Origin of the sequence: Photorhabdus khanii NC19, assembly GCF_000517265.1 — a bacterium.
GTDB lineage: Bacteria > Pseudomonadota > Gammaproteobacteria > Enterobacterales > Enterobacteriaceae > Photorhabdus > Photorhabdus khanii.
Map to the genome: position 1 here is coordinate 156,376 of NZ_AYSJ01000015.1, position 16,542 is coordinate 172,917.

General features: G+C 47.3%; 16 protein-coding genes and 3 pseudogenes. 13 read left to right on the plus strand and 6 right to left on the minus strand.

The genetic code is table 11. The annotated features are described in order from the left end of the window. Positions 1–71 precede the first annotated feature (71 nt). Positions 72–424 (plus strand): annotated as a pseudogene (locus PTE_RS26660) (ISAs1 family transposase); the annotation flags it as partial. A 252-nt stretch (positions 425–676) separates the two neighbouring features. Next, on the plus strand, positions 677–874 hold the full coding sequence (locus tag PTE_RS19470; RefSeq protein ID WP_036849715.1) for a hypothetical protein: 198 nt from the start codon (positions 677–679) through the stop codon (positions 872–874). Here PTE_RS19470 and PTE_RS25860 read toward each other — a convergent pair. The 4 genes from PTE_RS25860 to PTE_RS19485 form a co-directional block, all read right to left on the minus strand. Then, a complete protein-coding gene (locus tag PTE_RS25860; protein WP_152963113.1) occupies positions 852–1,007 on the minus strand; it encodes a hypothetical protein in 156 nt (51 codons plus the stop codon). The genes PTE_RS19470 and PTE_RS25860 overlap by 23 nt on opposite strands. Positions 1,008–1,139: 132 nt before the next feature. Beyond that, positions 1,140–2,213, minus strand: a complete 1,074-nt coding sequence (locus tag PTE_RS19475; protein WP_051477474.1) for a DNA-methyltransferase — start codon at positions 2,211–2,213, stop codon at positions 1,140–1,142. Positions 2,214–2,304: 91 nt separating this feature from the next. Next, positions 2,305–3,033, minus strand: coding sequence for a Thoeris anti-defense Tad2 family protein (locus PTE_RS19480; protein WP_036849716.1), 729 nt, complete (start codon positions 3,031–3,033; stop codon positions 2,305–2,307). A gap of 252 nt (positions 3,034–3,285) precedes the next feature. After that, a complete protein-coding gene (locus PTE_RS19485; protein WP_081738276.1) occupies positions 3,286–3,489 on the minus strand; it encodes an antiterminator Q family protein in 204 nt (67 codons plus the stop codon). Here PTE_RS19485 and PTE_RS19490 point away from each other — a divergent pair. Both PTE_RS19490 and PTE_RS19495 read left to right on the plus strand, forming a co-directional pair. After that, positions 3,488–4,210, plus strand: a pseudogene (locus PTE_RS19490) (ISAs1 family transposase); the annotation flags it as partial. The gene PTE_RS19485 and the pseudogene PTE_RS19490 sit on opposite strands and share 2 nt — an antisense overlap. A gap of 51 nt (positions 4,211–4,261) precedes the next feature. Next, complete coding sequence (locus tag PTE_RS19495; protein WP_036849718.1) at positions 4,262–5,125, plus strand: Tle-like phospholipase domain-containing protein; 864 nt, start codon at positions 4,262–4,264, stop codon at positions 5,123–5,125. 81 nt (positions 5,126–5,206) lie between these two features. Here the strand turns inward: PTE_RS19495 and ampC are convergent, their stop codons facing one another. After that, positions 5,207–6,364, minus strand: coding sequence for a class C beta-lactamase (gene ampC, locus PTE_RS19500; RefSeq protein ID WP_036849719.1), 1,158 nt, complete (start codon positions 6,362–6,364; stop codon positions 5,207–5,209). 399 nt (positions 6,365–6,763) lie between these two features. On the opposite strand from ampC, the gene agaR reads away from it, so the two are divergent. From agaR to PTE_RS19545, 9 genes are all read left to right on the plus strand, one after another. Continuing rightward, positions 6,764–7,537, plus strand: a complete 774-nt coding sequence (gene agaR, locus PTE_RS19505) for a transcriptional repressor AgaR (protein WP_036849720.1) — start codon at positions 6,764–6,766, stop codon at positions 7,535–7,537. A gap of 65 nt (positions 7,538–7,602) precedes the next feature. Continuing rightward, positions 7,603–8,898: a D-tagatose-bisphosphate aldolase, class II, non-catalytic subunit gene (locus PTE_RS19510; RefSeq protein ID WP_036849721.1), complete on the plus strand. Its 1,296-nt coding sequence runs from the start codon at positions 7,603–7,605 to the stop codon at positions 8,896–8,898. Next, complete coding sequence (locus PTE_RS19515; protein WP_036849722.1) at positions 8,895–10,076, plus strand: AgaS family sugar isomerase; 1,182 nt, start codon at positions 8,895–8,897, stop codon at positions 10,074–10,076. The genes PTE_RS19510 and PTE_RS19515 overlap by 4 nt, the downstream gene beginning before the upstream one ends. 2 nt (positions 10,077–10,078) lie before the next feature. Beyond that, on the plus strand, positions 10,079–10,561 hold the full coding sequence (gene agaV, locus PTE_RS19520) for a PTS N-acetylgalactosamine transporter subunit IIB (protein ID WP_152963109.1): 483 nt from the start codon (positions 10,079–10,081) through the stop codon (positions 10,559–10,561). Positions 10,562–10,572: 11 nt separating this feature from the next. Then, positions 10,573–11,358, plus strand: a complete 786-nt coding sequence (agaW, locus tag PTE_RS19525) for a PTS N-acetylgalactosamine transporter subunit IIC (RefSeq protein WP_036849723.1) — start codon at positions 10,573–10,575, stop codon at positions 11,356–11,358. Then, on the plus strand, positions 11,348–12,241 hold the full coding sequence (locus PTE_RS19530; RefSeq protein WP_036849724.1) for a PTS system mannose/fructose/sorbose family transporter subunit IID: 894 nt from the start codon (positions 11,348–11,350) through the stop codon (positions 12,239–12,241). The genes agaW and PTE_RS19530 overlap by 11 nt, the downstream gene beginning before the upstream one ends. A gap of 21 nt (positions 12,242–12,262) precedes the next feature. Then, a complete protein-coding gene (gene agaF / locus PTE_RS19535) occupies positions 12,263–12,697 on the plus strand; it encodes a PTS galactosamine/N-acetylgalactosamine transporter subunit IIA (RefSeq protein ID WP_036849725.1) in 435 nt (144 codons plus the stop codon). A gap of 9 nt (positions 12,698–12,706) precedes the next feature. Then, positions 12,707–13,567, plus strand: a complete 861-nt coding sequence (locus tag PTE_RS19540; RefSeq protein ID WP_036849726.1) for a tagatose bisphosphate family class II aldolase — start codon at positions 12,707–12,709, stop codon at positions 13,565–13,567. Positions 13,568–13,605: 38 nt separating this feature from the next. Continuing rightward, complete coding sequence (locus PTE_RS19545; protein ID WP_036850223.1) at positions 13,606–15,510, plus strand: hypothetical protein; 1,905 nt, start codon at positions 13,606–13,608, stop codon at positions 15,508–15,510. Positions 15,511–15,598: 88 nt separating this feature from the next. Here the strand turns inward: PTE_RS19545 and PTE_RS24685 are convergent. Beyond that, positions 15,599–16,480: pseudogene (locus tag PTE_RS24685) on the minus strand (IS982 family transposase). Between the last annotated feature and the right edge of the window lie 62 nt (positions 16,481–16,542).

The window sequence follows — 16,542 nt, forward strand, 5'->3', positions numbered from 1 at the left end:
GAGGGCGGTTTTTTTTTGGAAAAACGGAAACCCCACGGGGAAACCGGGGGGGGAAAGGGCCAATTTTTTGAAGCATATTTATGTTTGACCGGCCTGGGACCCAAAAGGGTAAAGGACCTGTGGATCCCTCCCAATAAGGGGAGTTCGCTTTCCCCCAGACATAAATCTCGGGGGGTATTACATTGGTCAGCATTGGGGAATTGAAAATAGCCAGCGCTATATTCTTGATGTCGGTTTTAAAGAAGATGATTCACGGATTGTTTTGGAAGGTGCAATTGAGAATCTGGCCTTATTCCGGCGTGTTGTTTTGAAAATGGTCAAACAACGTGACAGCAGAGCAACAACCAAAAGAAACAAAAATAAAAAAGCAAGCCATTCCAACCATTTTCATTTGATAAGGCATTTTATTCGGCACCGTGCATAATGATAGAGGTCTCAACCCCACATTAATGAGTGCAGAATATATCGCCTAACTGTGCGGAATTAGTTACCGTGCTACAGATTTAAAGGAAAAATGGGTAAATTGAATAAATTACAGTCATATTTATGACGCTAGTTGTGTAAAAATTTTTTAATAGATGAAACGCAATTGTCGCTTCATTTATCGAGCGGATAGGCGAGATTTATCGCGCGCGGCATCACGATGGCTGATTAGCTTCGGAAAAGAAGGAATGTTATGTCAGAAAAATTACCACACCCAGAGTATGAACCAGTCGAGGCTGCATACAGAATTGTGGTTGAGCTAATTAGAGCGGGGGAATATAGCCGTACCGGCACTGACTCCAAATCTAAAGCCATCATTAAAACTTTCGATGAACTTAAAGTTCATTTTGAAAAAAGCAAAAAAGATATTAATTTTGGTAACATAAACTAACAAAGGCATTTTTAATATTCCGAGCCAATTTCTCCATTGGCTCTTTTTCAATATGTGGGCGCTCAATAATTAATCGAGACAAGCAACTTGCGGCAACCAACTGAATATCGACTGGTAAATCTTCAAATTTCATAACTACCTCTCTTAAATAAAAAAAAGCCACGCCATGCGCAGCCTCGAATTTGAACTATCCGGAATTACCGGAGAGTTGGAAACTGTTATCCGTGATGAAGGAGGGGTGTTCTCTTTTTCGCTGAAAATCAGATTAACACATTGATTTATCTGGCATATAATGGTGTTCTCTAACCCGTTCGAGTTGTAAACTCAGAGCTGACAACTGCCCGATCTCTCGCTCAGTCTGCTTAAACCGTTCTGCTTCCAGTTCAACCCCTAACACACGACGATTGAGTTTTAACGCCGCTTTCAGTGTCGCCCCGGAACCCATAAAGAAATCGGTTACCATATCCCCTTCTTTGCTGCTGGACTGGATAATATGCGTCATCAGGTCCGCGGGCTTTTCGCAGGGATGCTTGCTCGGAGAATATTGGACAGGCGCAAACTGCCAGACATCGGTATAGGGGACATCGGGTGTGACGGAGAACGAGCGGCGCAATGACGTGTAATCTTGCTGTTTCAGCGCGTCCTTGTGTTGCCGTGATAAACGTTGGTATTCTGCCACCAGCTCTTGATATGGCCGGTTCAGTTTCCCGCCAAACAAAAGCTGCAGCTTTTGATAGTCCGTTTCATTGGGTAACGACCATTGACTCTCGCTGAACCAGTGGCGTGACATCTGCTTGCCCGTCGCCTGATTGATGTCTTTCACCCTGACGCCTGACGCTTTCAAAGCATTTTGAAAGTAATCTATCAGGGGTTTAAATACCGTCCCGCTCAGCGCCTGATATTGGCGGTAACGTCCATTATCCTTCGGGTAATCAAATCCCCCGTAATGTTCGGCAAAAATAATCCGCTCGGTGGCCGGGAAAAACATCCTTAGACTTTCTTTATTTTGTCTGCGCCACGGGCCGGACGGTTTCGCCCAGATAATATGGTTTAACACATTGAACCGTTCACGCACGAGCAGTTCCGTATCAGACGCCAGACGCGACCCACAGAACATATACAGGCTGCCGTTCGGTTTCAGTACCCGCCAGAATTCAGCCAGCACTTCATCCAGCCACGCAAGATAAGTGGTGACATCTTTCCACTGGTTATCCCATTGGTGCTCTTTCATCTGATAATAGGGCGGGTCAGTGGCGATCAGGTCAATGCAGTTGTCCGGTAGTGTTCTGATAAATGTTAGCGCGTCGTCGTTAATGAGTGTTATGTCACTGAGATTCACAATGGTTTTCCTGAATCGACGAAAAGCGGGGAAATTAGAAATGAAAAAGCCCCGCGAGTTCGAGGCTTGAGTATGCGTGTAGACTTGGAGATTATTTCCAGTTGAGGCAAAAATGCAGCGTTTTACTGACGTTTTGTTTCAGTAGATCGCCTAGTTTTGGGGCGCCACCAGAATGATAGATGAAATAAGTTGTAGAGCCTGTTCTAGAACCAAGACTATAAGTTGAACCATCAACCGTTACTTCAAGATTCTTACCCCCTAAGTCTGGTTGGTTTTGGGTATCAAACTGCAAGGCAATACTCCCAAAAGTTCCAATGGTATTTTCAACTAGCATGAACTCTAAGATGTTTCCAATACCTATCGTATTTTGAAGATTAGTCAAAGTGCCAAAAGGCGAGCCAACACTCCTAAAGTCAATCCCACTTGGAGTCAAATACCCCCACACTTGCCCACTATCGCTAGCATATTTGCTAGTCCCTACCATAAGGTCAAAAGACAGCATACAATCTTCTGCCTTCACTAATTTCCAATCACAAGCCATCAAGTCTTCTGGTGTTGGCTCCCAAGGAAATGGAAAACTTTGTCGGTCATGCTTCTCAATATGAACTGGCACACCACCACCGCTTTTAGCAGTAAGCTGTATGTATTCATTAGCATTCCATTTACTACGGCCCAATATCTTTCCGAAGTACACTTGAATTAGCGCCCATGGAAGAGAGCCGACAGGTGGAATACCATCAACCTCAACATCAATTTTTTTCTTATATTGGTCTGGATCAAACGGACATATAGTATTCTTTAGCTTATTAACTTCAGACATAAATCCCTCACTTATTATTCGTTAAAGGTAATTTCATCTTATTGATAAATCGCCAATCAATATTACTGAGGTCAGATTTCTATCTCAATCAAATCCCAGCCGTAGCAGGGCTTATAATTTGGCAGATACTGAGCCGTAAGCTCAAAGCTGACTACTGACAGAAAGCAAAAAACCCCGCACTGGGCGAGGTCTGAAATTAATAAGCTGTGTGACGTTGCTATCACTCTTATCACAATATACCGACTTTTGTAATTACGCAATCTTGTTAACGGTTTCTTTTTGCACGCATTTATCTGACTCTAATGTGACCTCTGAAACCGCCAAGACGCCTTCAATAAATCCCTCGGCAGCCTGTAACCGTTTCGCTACTTCGTTATGGGAGATGCCTAACTTGTTGCCCATTGTCCGCAGTGTGCACGCCTTAATGTAGTGCAATACGATGAGCTGATAATACACTGCCTATGATACCGAGGCGGGATTGGTGTTAAGCCAGAAAGCGACTGCGACCAAAAATGGGGAAATCAGTATCGTCCGCCAGATGCTGGATATCCTTAACCTAAAAGGCAGTATCGTGACCCTTGATGCCCTACATTGCCAGCGTGAAACACTGGAAAAAATCAGCGAAAAGAAAGCACATGTGGTTGTGCAGGTGAAGAAAAATCAACCCAAGTTGTGGGAAGCCGTTCAGTCTCAATTTCAGGCCGTGTTTAATGCCGGTAAAGAGCAAGTGATGACAGAAATCAAGCAAGAAGCCCATGGCCGACGCGAAGAGCGCTATGTATTCCAGTTAAAACCGAAATTCACACCGGAAATGGCCGAGAGATGGCCAACAATACGTAGCATTATTGCGGTTGAGCGTCATCGGACACAAAAGGGTAAAGGAACAGTAGATACCTCGTATTATGTGAGTTCGCTTTCACCCCGACATAAATCTCTGGGGTATTACATTCGTCAGCATTGGCGAATTGAAAATAGCCAACACTATATTCTTGATGTCGTTTTTAAAGAAGACGATTCACGGATTGTTCTGGAAGGCACAATTGAGAATCTGGCCTTATTCCGGCGTCTTGTTTTGAACATGGTCAAACAATGTGATTGTGGCGCACCAAGCCAAAGAAATAAGCTTAAAAAAGCAAGCTGGTGTGATGACTACCGCGCAAAAGTTTTCTTTGGCTAAATATCAAACAAAGTATGCTCGCGCCCTGACCAAACGGTCACAGACCCCAGCATGAAAGGAGTCTCACATCTACCGCTTGGTGCGTCCGATCGTTTGCAGGCTGGAACCCGTGCCGAGCAATTGCTGAATTCCGCCAAGGTGATCGCCAAACCAGCCTTTGTGGCTAAAGCGGAACAAGAGCCGTTGAATGCTGTCGGAGCCAAAGCAGTGATGGATGAGGCTCAATTGGCGAGAGTCAGTTGCTCCAGTAGCTATAGGGATATGCCGGCTGGTTACAGTCATGCCACCTTGGCGGATATCCCGTCCTCAATATTGGCTCGCCGGGAGAATGGCAGTGGCGGGACGGGCAGTGAGTTAACCCTGCATGTTCGCTCTGGCAAGGGGGAGAATGAGCCTTTAATCCTCGAGGGGGATGCTTGGTCTGCGCTCAAGGTTGCTGTCTATAAGCGTGACGATACCATGGTGCTTTCCTTTGTGGGCACTCAACCAACCAAGCGTCCTGGTACTGTGAAGAGTGATGTTGGCGCTGCTTTAGGGATCAAGGACAGTGCGTTTCAGGATGCTGATCGCTTGGTCAAGGCCTTTACCAAACAATATGGCGGCAAAGTTGAGGTTCTGGGTCACTCTTTAGGCGGTGGGTTGGCGCAATATTCGGGCATCAAACATGGGATCAAGGTCACCGCATTTAATAGCATGGGATTGCATGTAGGATTGCGTGATCGGCTGGCCGACAAGTTGGATAGTGCCAACGTTACCCACATCAATACCAGTAGCGATCCGCTGAGTCAGAAGGCCGAACATGGTATTTTTGGCCTGGACGCCTCTTCTCAGGTAGGCAAGCGTTATGTGATTGAGGACTCAGGTGGTCACCGTATGGAGGCGGTGACCGCTGGTCTGGAAGCCTTACTTGCTTAATGACTCGATATGTCATAGACAACGCCTCCTGTGGGAGGCGTTGTCGCTGCTAACAGACATTGTATCTAACGTAATTGCACGTTATTTCAGCGTATTGAGGATTTGCCAGGCCGCTTTGATGCGCGCCTCGTTGGGGTAGTTTTTGTTGGCTAGCAGCACAATACCCATTTGCTCTTGCGGCACAAACGCGACATACGCGCCGAAGCCATTGGTGGCGCCGGTTTTATTGATAAAAAGCGCCTCTGTTGGCGGCTCCGGCGGCGATAGTTCCGTGGTTTTGTTGGCTTGATAAGCGATCTGCGCCGAGTTGCCGCTCAGTACCTGCTCAAGGGTAACGGGCCAGTGATAAAGCTCCCAGCCCAGTCCTTGCGTCATTTCCCCCACCCGGTAATAGCCGGTATGGGTTGCCCGAATGGCCTGTGCCAGCTTGCTATCACCTATGCGGGAAGGATCGATATTCGCATCAACGAAGCTGATCATATCCTGCACACTGGCTTTCAGACCATAGGCTTCTTCATCCAGTACGCCGGGGGTTACGCGAATCGGTTTATTCTCTTTTGAATAACCCCAGGCATAATTCTTCATATCCTGTTCGGGCACGTTAAACCGGGCATGATGTAGACCAAGCGGTGAAAGAATTTGGTTTGTTACCAGCATTGAGTAAGGTTTTCCAAGGCGTTGGGCAGCGATATAGCCCGCCAGGCCAATGCTGGGATTGGAGTATTGGCGGTAAGTTCCGGGCGCATACTTCGGCTGCCAGTGCTGATACCAGTTCACCATTTTGCTATTGCTGTCGATCTCATCAGGGAACTGTAATGGCAGGCCGCCCGCGGTGTAGGTGGCAATATTTAGCAGGCTTATATTGTCAAAGGCGCTGCCTGCAAGTGGTTGAAAATGCTGGCTGGCCTTATCGGAGAGGGAAATGGCTCCCGTCACTTGCGCCCAAGAAATCAGGCTGGCGGTAAAGGTTTTGCTGACTGAGCCTAATTCAAAGATCGTCTCTTTGGTGACCGGCGTGTTGTTCTCTTTTGACGCGTCACCGTATTGATAGAAGAAATGCTGACCGCGGAAAGTTACCGCAATCGCCATTCCTGGAATGTCATATTCCTGCATCAGGGAATGTATGGTCTTATCAACAGTATTTGTTAGATGGGACTGATCGGGTGTATTCGAAGCCTGAGCGCCGAGAGAAGCAGCGAGCAGCAGCCCGCCAGTCAGCACCGAAAATCGTTTTGTCATGTGGTGTGTCCTTAATTACAGTGAGAGCGTTCAGTGCTGGATTTTATCAGGATTTGTACATCCAATCACAAAATTTGTGATCTCTATCACCTGACAAAATAAAACTTTGTGGTTGCTGATTGAAAACCCAGGGCTTTCGTTTCTTTATATCAATTTCTACTAAAAAAGCGGATGAAAGCTTATTTTGGGGTAAATAATCAGTAACAATAGAGCCTAATATTTTCTTTCGTTTTGTTTCTAATCGAAACTTTTTTCACCTTATTTTGTCTATATAATAGACTGCAACACCGATCACAATTTCATTTCATAGCTTTTGTTGTAATTTAATCGAAAGAGAGAGAAAGCAATTCATCACAGGCGACGTGAGCTTGTCGCTGGAAATCTGAGGAGCATAACGGAATGGCAATGGACACTGTAAAAAGACGTGAACAGATTATCGACCTGCTGTGCCATGAGGGCAGTGTACGTGTTGAGCATTTGAGTTCCCGTTTTGGGGTTTCCAGCGTCACTATCCGAAATGACCTGCGTTATCTGGAGCAAAAAGGTTGTGCGTTGCGTTCTTATGGCGGCGCCATGTTGAATCAGCAATTCGCCTTTGATCGCCCCCTGCAAGATAAAGGCCGGATGAATCGTGATGTGAAATCACGTATTGCGGCCACGGCGGCACAGTTTGTTAAGGATGGTGATGCCTTGATCCTTGACTCCGGCTCCACGACTACCCAAATCGTGCCATATCTTAAAGAGCGGCGTGATTTGGTAGTCATGACTAACGCGTTGAATATCGCCTATGAACTGGCGGGATTTGATCGGATGGAGGTGATGGTGCTTGGCGGGAGTGTGCGTCAGAACTCCTACTCGCTTTATGGTCCGGCGGCGGAACAGCAATTGCGTCAGTATCGCTTTAATACTCTGTTTCTTGGTGTCGATGGGTTTGATCTGGAAGCAGGGATTACCACGCCACATCCCGGCGAAGCTCACCTTAATCGCGTAATGTGTGAGGTGGCGCATGAAATTATCGCTGTGGCGGATGCCAGTAAATTTGGGCGCAGAAGCTTTTGTATGATCCGTCAGGCTGGACAGATTCATCGGCTGATTACTGACAGCCGGATCCCCGATAACTACAGGCGGGCATTAACTGAATTCGGCGTAGATGTGGTTATTGCCGACGAATAACTCTTACAGAGATTAGAACTTGTCTAAGAGTTTATAACCGGGTTTTTGCCCGCATGGGAGACACCATGCAGTCACTATTACAACTTATTCGTCGCCATAAATCAGGTGAAGCGGTGGGGATCTATTCGGTCTGTTCCGCCCACCCTTGGGTATTGGAAAGTGCTTTGCGCGTCGCTAAAGAGCGTAAGACGCCGATACTGATTGAAGCAACGTCTAATCAGGTTAATCAGTTTGGGGGTTATACCGGTATGCAGCCCGCTCAGTTCCGTGATGCCGTTTGGCGACAAGCTGATCTTATCGGTTTACCGCGTGATCGTGTTTGGCTGGGCGGTGATCATCTTGGACCGAACGCTTGGCAGGACCGCACAGCAGCAGAAGCGATGAAACTGGCTGAAACGTTGATACACGATTATGTGGCCGCAGGATTTCGTAAGATCCACCTCGATTGCTCTATGTCTTGCGCCGATGATCCAATACCGCTTGGTGATCATGAGATTGCGGTACGCGCGGCTCGTTTGTGCCAGGTGGCAGAACGTTGCTGGCAGCAGGTGGGGGGAGAATCACCGGTTTATGTGATCGGCACCGAAGTGCCGGTACCGGGCGGCGCTAAAGAAGCGTTGGAAGGAATGCAGGTCACGACACCTCAGGCAGCGGCCACAACGTTGAATGTACATCAACAAGCCTGGCGATTGGCCGGGCTGGAGCAGGTCTGGCCGCGGGTGATTGCGCTGGTGGTGCAGCCGGGTGTGGAGTTCGATCACCATAATGTCGAACATTATCAATCGGGACGTGCAGCGGCACTGAGTCAATATATCGAATCTCAGCCTTACTTAGTCTATGAAGCGCATTCTACCGATTATCAAACTGCACAGGCTTACCGTGAATTGGTTCGTGATCATTTCGCTATTCTCAAAGTCGGTCCCGCTTTGACTTTTGCTCTGCGTGAGGCGCTTTTCGCGCTCGATAAAATTGATGGTGAATGGAATGGGGAACAGACAGCGGCGAATCTGTGCGCCATATTGGAACAGGTTATGCTTGAACAGCCGGAATACTGGAACCGATATTACCACGGTACACCGCATCAGCAGTTTATTGATCGTCAATACAGTTTGAGCGATCGCGTGCGTTACTACTGGCCGCACCCGCAGGTACAACAGGCCGTGAATACTTTGATAGATAATCTGCGCCGTCATCCGGTTTCCCTTTCACTGCTGAGTCAGTACCTGCCAGAACAGGCGCAGGCAGTTAACGCGGGAAGGTTGGAAAATGACCCGCATGCCTGGGTGTTGGACAAGATTCGTTCTGTGCTTTTGAGCTATGCCCAAGCTTGTGAGTCTGAGGCACAAGGAGCTCTCGTATGAATGAGCTGTTTTTCTATAGCGAAGCCTGGCTGCGTGAGCATCACGCGTTGCATACTGCCAGAGAGATTCACCAACAGCCTGCGCTTTGGCGTCAGTTATATCAAAACCTGCAACGTGAGGAAGCGTTGTGGCGACCTTTTTTGCTGCCTTTGTTGTCTGATCCGCAGTTACAGATAGTGCTGTGTGGCGCAGGTTCATCCGCGTTTGTCGGGCGCGCGCTGGCTCCCTGGTTGCGTGAACAGTGCGGGCTGAATGTGGTTGCGTACAGCACCACGGACATTGTGCCTTCTCCTTTGCAATACCTCGATCCAACACGTTCAACGTTGCTGATTTCTTATGGGCGATCCGGCAATAGTCCGGAGAGCGTGGCAGCAGTAAAACTGGCCGATCAGATACTACCACGCTGTTATCACCTGATGTTGACCTGCAATCCCGATGGTGCACTGGCACGTTATGCCGAAGGACGCGCTCATGTCTGTTCATTGAATATGCCGCAGGGTTCTCATGACCAGAGTTTTGCCATGACATCCAGTTTCAGTTGTATGACGTTGGCGACAGCGTTGCTGTTGGGGCCGTTAACGCTGGAACAGAGTGGTGTGCCACTAATGGCGATGGCTGCGTTGTGCGAGCGAGAGTGGAGACAGTGGCAGGTACAGACTAAGCGACTGGCTCGCAGCGGTTTTAAGCGCATGATGTGTTTGGGTTCCAGCTGTTTTACCGGTATAGCCGAAGAAGGGGCGCTCAAGATGCTGGAGCTGACCGCCGGGTATATCGCCACCCGTTACGATTCGTCGATGGGGGTGCGTCATGGGCCGAAGTTTATGATCGAACGCGATACGCTGGTGGTCATGATGCTTTCTGTTGATAAGTATCGTCGTCGTTATGATCTCGATTTGTGGCATGAACTGAATCATGACGGTCTGGCGCGTCAGGTTGTTGCTCTGAGTGGCACGCCGGGGGAAGGATTAACGGCGATTAACAGTGAACAAGATGATATCTGGCTGCTTTTTCCCTATCTGATGTTTTTGCAGATGTTAGCGTTTGAAACCTCGCTGGCGTTGGGTATCACGCCGGACAATCCATGTCCAACAGGGGAGGTCAACCGTGTAGTGAAGGGGGTGGAAATTTATCCTTATCTCTCATCTTATTCACAAAGAACAGCATGTAAGCAGGAGTGATTATGTCGATACCGAATATTTTAATGACCCGAATTGATAACCGGTTGGTGCATGGTCAGGTAGGTGTGACCTGGACCAATTCACTGGGGGCCAATTTGGTATTGGTGGCTAACGATCAAGTTGCCGGTGATTTGATGCAGCAAAACCTGATGGATATGGTGGTTTCCGATGGGATTCAGACCCGCTATTTCACTCTGCAAAAAACCATTGATGTGATCCATAAAGCGGCTGAACGCCAGAAAATTTTTATCGTTTGTAAAACACCGCAAGATGTACTGACGCTGGTTAAGGGGGGAGTGCCGATCCGATTTGTTAACGTGGGCAATATGCATTTTGCTGAAGGGAAGCGCCAGATCCATAAGACTGTTTCGGTTGATGATAGTGACGTAGTGGTGTTTCGTGAACTAGAGCAACTGGGTGTTACCTGCGAGATACGGCGGGTACCGGATGAAGCGGGAGAGCTTATCGATAAACTGTTGTTCTAAAGAGGTGAGTTATGCTGATTGATGCGATATTGATTGGATTACTGGCCGGGTTGGCGGGAGTGGATCTGTTTGATGGATTGACCCATTTTCACCGCCCAGTGGTGATTGGCCCGCTGGTCGGGTTGATTTTAGGGGATGTACAGACGGGTTTGCTGGTAGGGGGGACGCTGGAGCTGGTCTGGATGGGAATGGTGCCACTGGCTGGTGCTCAACCGCCAAATGTGGTGATTGGTGGGGTAATTGGTACCGCATTTGCTATTTTGACTCAGGCCGATCCTAAAGTGGCGATTGGTATAGCGGTACCATTTTCCATTGCGGTACAAGGCTGTATTACGCTGTTGTTTACCCTGTTCTCACCCATGATGCATAAATGCGATCAGATGGTGAAAGCGTTGAATTGGCGCGGTGTGGAACGTGTGAACTATCTGGGTATCACCATTTTGTTTTGCTTCTACTTTATTGTGGCGTTTTTGCCAGTCTATTTTGGTGCCGACGCTGCCAGCGTCATGGTGCAGAAAGCGCCGCAGTGGTTGTTGGACGGGTTGGCCGTTGCTGGCGGAATGATGCCTGCCATCGGTTTTTCCATGCTGATGAAAATCATGATGAAAAAGACCTATATAGCTTATTTCATTCTGGGCTTTATTTCGGTCACGTTCCTTAATATGCCAATTATTGCCGTAGCACTCGGCGCATTGGCGATAGCATTAATCGATTTCTTTAACCGTTCCCGTATAGAAGATGCAGCTGAACGCGGCGCACCTACCACCCAATCTCAGGAGATGGAAGATGGCATTTAACGATACCGATGCTGCTATGGCGGCTAAAGCTGAGAAAGGGATGGCGCAGGCACTAGCAACCAGTCAGGTTGAGCAGGATGATTATCAGGACAGTACACCAGGTGAAGAGCTGACTAACCGCGATCTGAATCGTATGGCGTGGCGCTCCCTGTTGTTACAGGCATCATTTAACTATGAGCGTATGCAGGCGGGAGGCTGGTTGTACACCTTGATCCCTGGGCTGCGTAAGATCCATAGGGATCCGCAAGATCTGGCGAATTCTATGAAAATGCACATGGAATTTATCAATGTGCATCCGTTTGATGTCACCTTCCTGTCCGGGTTGGTGTTGGCGATGGAACGGAATAAAGAGAAAATTTCTACTATCCGTGCCGTGAAAGTCGCGCTAATGGGGCCGCTGGGCGGGATTGGTGATGCGTTGTTCTGGCTGACGCTGTTACCCATCTGTGCTGGGATTGGGGCATCTCTGGCGCTACAGGGCAGTCTGTTTGGCCCCCTCGTATTTCTGTTACTGTTCAATATCGTACATTTTGGCTTGCGCTTTGGTCTGGCGCATTATGGTTATCGTACCGGAACCAGTGCGCTGGTATTGCTAAAAAAACATACCAAAAAGATCTCCCATGCGGCATCAATCGTGGGAATGACGGTGATCGGGGCATTGGTGGCTTCCTATGTTCATCTCTCGACTCCGGTGGTGGTCAACGCCGGTAAGGCTAGTGTGGCGTTGCAAAAGGATGTGCTGGATAAACTGATGCCTAATTTATTGCCGTTATGTTTCACCCTGCTGGTGTTTTGGCTGATGAAAAAAGGATTTTCGCCGGTCAAGTTGATTGGTTTGACGGTGGTGATCGGCATTGTGGGTAAATTTGTTGGTTTTCTTTAACAAGCGCACTGAGGAGATGGCATGTTAGGTATTGTAATCACCGGTCATGGGTATTTTGCCAGTGGTTTGTTGCAGGCGGTGGAGCAGGTCGTAGGGCAACAGCCCCAGTGTTGTGCTGTCGATTTTCCAGAAGGGATCAGCACTGAAAAATTATTGGTGTTGCTGGAGGCGGCTTGCTCCGCCTGTGATAGTGGCGATGGTGTGATTATCCTCAGTGATTTGCTAGGCGGATCACCGTTTCGGCAGGCGGCACAACTGGCGATAGTCAATCCACGTTATGAAGTTATCACCGGGACTAATATGCAGTTGGTGGTAGAAATGATGCTGGACCGTGAAGGTATGGCGCTGGAAACCTTTCGTGATATGGCGCTGGAATGTGGGCGGCGGGGATTGACCAGCCTGTGGCATGAACAACAGAAACGGCGATATGACAGCCTGAATCTGGATGGCATTTAAGGAGCTTGTATGTACCTGATTTCCAGCCGTCAAATGCTGAAAAAGGCTCTGCGTGAAGGTTATGCGGTTCCTGCTTTCAACGTCCATAATCTGGAAACTATCCAGGTGGTAGCGGAAACCGCTGCCCGCCTGGCATCACCGGTTATTCTGGCGGGTACGCCGGGCACTTTCAGTTATGCGGGGACTGACTACCTGGTGTCAATCTGTCAGGATGCCGCTCGCCGCCACAATTTGCCACTGGCATTGCATCTCGATCATCATGAGGAATTGGAGGATATCAGCCATAAAGTGACCGCAGGTGTACGTTCAGTAATGATTGATGGCTCGCATTTACCCTTTGAGGAGAATATTCGTAAGGTGGCTGAGGTGGTACGATTTTGCCATCGTTACGATGTTAGCGTTGAGGCGGAATTGGGGCGGCTAGGCGGGCAGGAAGATGATTTGCAGGTCTCCAATGCCGATAGTTTTTTTACCGATCCGCTGGCAGCAAAAGCCTTTGTTGCCCGTACCGGTATTGATTCTCTGGCGGTAGCGATTGGCTCTGCGCATGGTTTATATCATGGTGAACCGCATCTGGATTTTGATCGGTTAGCTGCAATCTGTGAACAGGTGAATATTCCGTTGGTGCTGCATGGCGCATCGGGTATTCCTGAAGTGATGATACAGCAGGCGATTGGTCTTGGCGTATGTAAAGTCAATGTGGCGACCGATCTGAAAATTGCTTTTGCTGATGCGGTAAAGCGCTATTTCATCCAGCATCCAGATGCTAATGATCCACGTAAATATATCGCGCCGGGAAAACAGGCTATGCAGGCAGTAGTAGAAGAAAAGATCCGGATTTGTGGCAGTACAGGCAAGCTGTATTCGTGAAGATTCTGTTTTTTCATTCTGACTATAAGGAAACTGCTGTGAAAATAAGAACGTTAAATAAAATTACGTTGAGTTTATTAGCCAGTTCCGTGTTTTATGGCGCTCCAGTCTGGGCAGATAGCTGGCGATTGGAGGGTGACAATTATCATGTAGCGGTTAGCGATGAACACGGTAAAGTGACGCAACTAAAATTTGAAAATCCGAAAAACCACGATCAAATCATTACTGACAGTCTGTTTGAAATCACGTTGAAATCAGGAGAGAAGCTCACGGCTAAAGATTTTCAGATTACTGATATCAGCAAAAAGCACAATCGTATTGTTGTTTCCTTGAAACATGGCGACATTCAGGTAAGCAATATAATTACTGTGGAAGGTAAAGATAAGTACGGCTCGTTTGAAATCACTATTACACCGCAGGAAAACGCGTTGGAACTCAGCTCCGTCTCGTTGATACCATTCCACACTAAAACCGCTTTTGTTCACGGCTCTATCGTCAGTTCACCGATTATCAGCGATAGATTCTTTATTGTTCCCGGTAATCCATTGATTAACACTGAGGCTTATAAAGGGGACACTTCGCAAAAAATTGCACTCTCTATCCCGTTAGAGCCGGGGAAAACGTTAAGTTATAAGACGTATATTGGTGTTTATCAAGAAGGGCAATTGCGGCGCAACGTCAATGAATTTTTAAACAACGCTCGTCCGCGTAAATACAGCCCTTACCTGCATTACAACTCTTGGTACGATATTGGTTTCTTCACTCCTTATACCGAACAAGAGGCGTTGACCCGTATCAATCAGTTTGGGCAGGAGTTGGTGACTAAGCGCGATGTGAAGTTGAGTGGTTATCTGTTTGATGATGGTTGGGATAACCTCAAAGGAGATTGGGGTTTTAGTGAGGCATTTCCCCATGAATTCAAAAATCTTAAACAGGCGGCAGATCAATATCGTGCTCGTTTAGGTATTTGGCTTTCTCCTTGGGGCGGTTATGGTAAACCCGGTGAGCAACGTGTTTCTCATGCGGAGGAGTTTGGTTATGAAGTGATAGATGGCCGATTTGCGCTTTCAGGCCCTAATTACTACGCCAATTTCCATAACCGGGTGCTCAACCTGATTCAACAACAAAATGTATCCATGTTTAAGCTAGATGGCACCGGCAATGCTGATCGTGTGATTAAAGGGAGTTCATTCACCAGTGATTTTGATGCCGCTATCCATCTTATTGAAGATATGCGCGGTACAGGAAATGATCTGTTTATCAACTTGACCACGGGCACCAAAGCCACGCCTTCCTGGCTATTTTTCGCCGATTCTATTTGGCGTGGTGGCTATGATGTGGAGTTTTACGGTAAAGGTTCCAAAGTGCAGCAGTGGCTTACCTACCGTGATGCGGAAACTTATCGTAATGTCGTAAGAAATGGGCCGCTGTTCCCACTGAATTCGTTGATGCTGCATGGTATTGTTTATGCTAAACAGGCTAAGCATCTGGATAAACAGTCACCTAAAGATTTTGCCGATCAGGTTTGGAGCTATTTTGGCAGTGGCACTCAGTTACAGGAGATGTATGTTACGCCTGAACTGTTGACCACAGAGGATTGGGATACGCTGGCAAATGCGGCGAAATGGTCAGAGGAAAATAAAGATGTGCTGTTTGATACCCATTGGATTGGTAAAGATCCTTCCGATCTAGCGGTGTATGGTTGGGGAGCCTGGAGTCCGAAAAAGTCGATTATTACTTTGCGTAATCCTGCTGATGAGGTGAAACAATATTATCTGGATCTGCAAAGCGATCTTGAATTACCTGATAATCAGCCTTCGGTATATGACGTTAAGATAGACTATGGCGAGAACAACTCGGTGCCGAAGTTTATCAATAAAACAGCGCTGATTACCCTTCAGCCGTTGGAAACGTTAACGTTTTCTCTGACGCCATCTAAATAATCACCGTGTTATTGAACTGCCCTGAATAATGATTTTATTCGGGGCAGTGATTATTTTGTGAAATTATTGTGATGGTGTCTTATTAACCTCAGCTTGGTTTAAAAAAAGTGATATTACAATCCCGTAAATCCAAGCTCGGTTTTTTAGGTTGGAATGTATAAGCAATTAAGCCAGCGACGATTTCCAATAAAAAACCGAGCTGACTGCGGTGTCTTGAATGCGCTATCTGAGAAATATTTTTGAGCTGATCCACGACCGTTTATATCAAAAATCGCCTTCTTAACATCAGCTTATCCCAGAGAGATAACGCTTTTGCCTTCATGTTATTACGGACATGAGTGATTAACGTTATTCCTTCCGCTTCCAGTTCATCGCACAGGGCCTGTGACAAATACCCTTTATCGCCACAAACACCCTGTTAACCCTTGTACCCGCGCTTTGACGGGATGACGATCATCTTTATTTCCTGAGGTCAACTTAACCGCCAAAAGTTCACTACAATCATTGATAATCAGATGAAGTTTAAAGCCATAAAACCGCCTGTACTCGTTTTTCCTCGCTGTGCGACGCCCTTAAATACGCGATGACGGGGAATACGGAGGTTGTGACAAACGGCAATTTTGGTTGAATCAATAAAAGCGATCCCCTGGGTTTCAGCCTTGCGTGACGAAAGAAAAGCACAGAGGGGAATGAGCGCCCTTTGCTTCAAGGTTAACATCCGGGTATAGCTGACCAATTTGGGAAAATCGGCCTTAAGATAGTGTTTAACATGCTGAATATAAAACGTTTTAAAATCACGATAATGGCTCATGTGGAATAAAATGAGGAGAGTCATGACTTCACTGAGAGAAAGGGAAGCTTCGCGGCGACGTTTGAGCAAGCCATTTTCAATTAACTGTTGATGCCAGAGAGGAATAAATTGTTGGCAAAAGTCATCGACGCCGCAGTAAAGTTCTTCTAAATTAGACATGCCTGAGGATCTCCACGATTTTGTTTTATTTGACAAAAACTTTGATCGTGCCTCAGGCACTG

What these genes read in the sequence shown, in the direction of transcription:
- PTE_RS19470 (WP_036849715.1), top strand. Translation starts at nt 677, where the DNA reads ATGTCAGAAAAATTACCACACCCAGAGTATGAACCAGTCGAGGCTGCA.
- PTE_RS25860 (WP_152963113.1), bottom strand. Translation starts at nt 1,007, where the DNA reads ATGAAATTTGAAGATTTACCAGTCGATATTCAGTTGGTTGCCGCAAGT.
- PTE_RS19480 (WP_036849716.1), bottom strand. Translation starts at nt 3,033, where the DNA reads ATGTCTGAAGTTAATAAGCTAAAGAATACTATATGTCCGTTTGATCCA.
- PTE_RS19495 (WP_036849718.1), top strand. Translation starts at nt 4,262, where the DNA reads ATGAAAGGAGTCTCACATCTACCGCTTGGTGCGTCCGATCGTTTGCAG.
- ampC (WP_036849719.1), bottom strand. Translation starts at nt 6,364, where the DNA reads ATGACAAAACGATTTTCGGTGCTGACTGGCGGGCTGCTGCTCGCTGCT.
- agaR (WP_036849720.1), top strand. Translation starts at nt 6,764, where the DNA reads ATGGCAATGGACACTGTAAAAAGACGTGAACAGATTATCGACCTGCTG.
- PTE_RS19510 (WP_036849721.1), top strand. Translation starts at nt 7,603, where the DNA reads ATGCAGTCACTATTACAACTTATTCGTCGCCATAAATCAGGTGAAGCG.
- PTE_RS19515 (WP_036849722.1), top strand. Translation starts at nt 8,895, where the DNA reads ATGAATGAGCTGTTTTTCTATAGCGAAGCCTGGCTGCGTGAGCATCAC.
- agaV (WP_152963109.1), top strand. Translation starts at nt 10,079, where the DNA reads ATGTCGATACCGAATATTTTAATGACCCGAATTGATAACCGGTTGGTG.
- agaW (WP_036849723.1), top strand. Translation starts at nt 10,573, where the DNA reads ATGCTGATTGATGCGATATTGATTGGATTACTGGCCGGGTTGGCGGGA.
- PTE_RS19530 (WP_036849724.1), top strand. Translation starts at nt 11,348, where the DNA reads ATGGCATTTAACGATACCGATGCTGCTATGGCGGCTAAAGCTGAGAAA.
- agaF (WP_036849725.1), top strand. Translation starts at nt 12,263, where the DNA reads ATGTTAGGTATTGTAATCACCGGTCATGGGTATTTTGCCAGTGGTTTG.
- PTE_RS19540 (WP_036849726.1), top strand. Translation starts at nt 12,707, where the DNA reads ATGTACCTGATTTCCAGCCGTCAAATGCTGAAAAAGGCTCTGCGTGAA.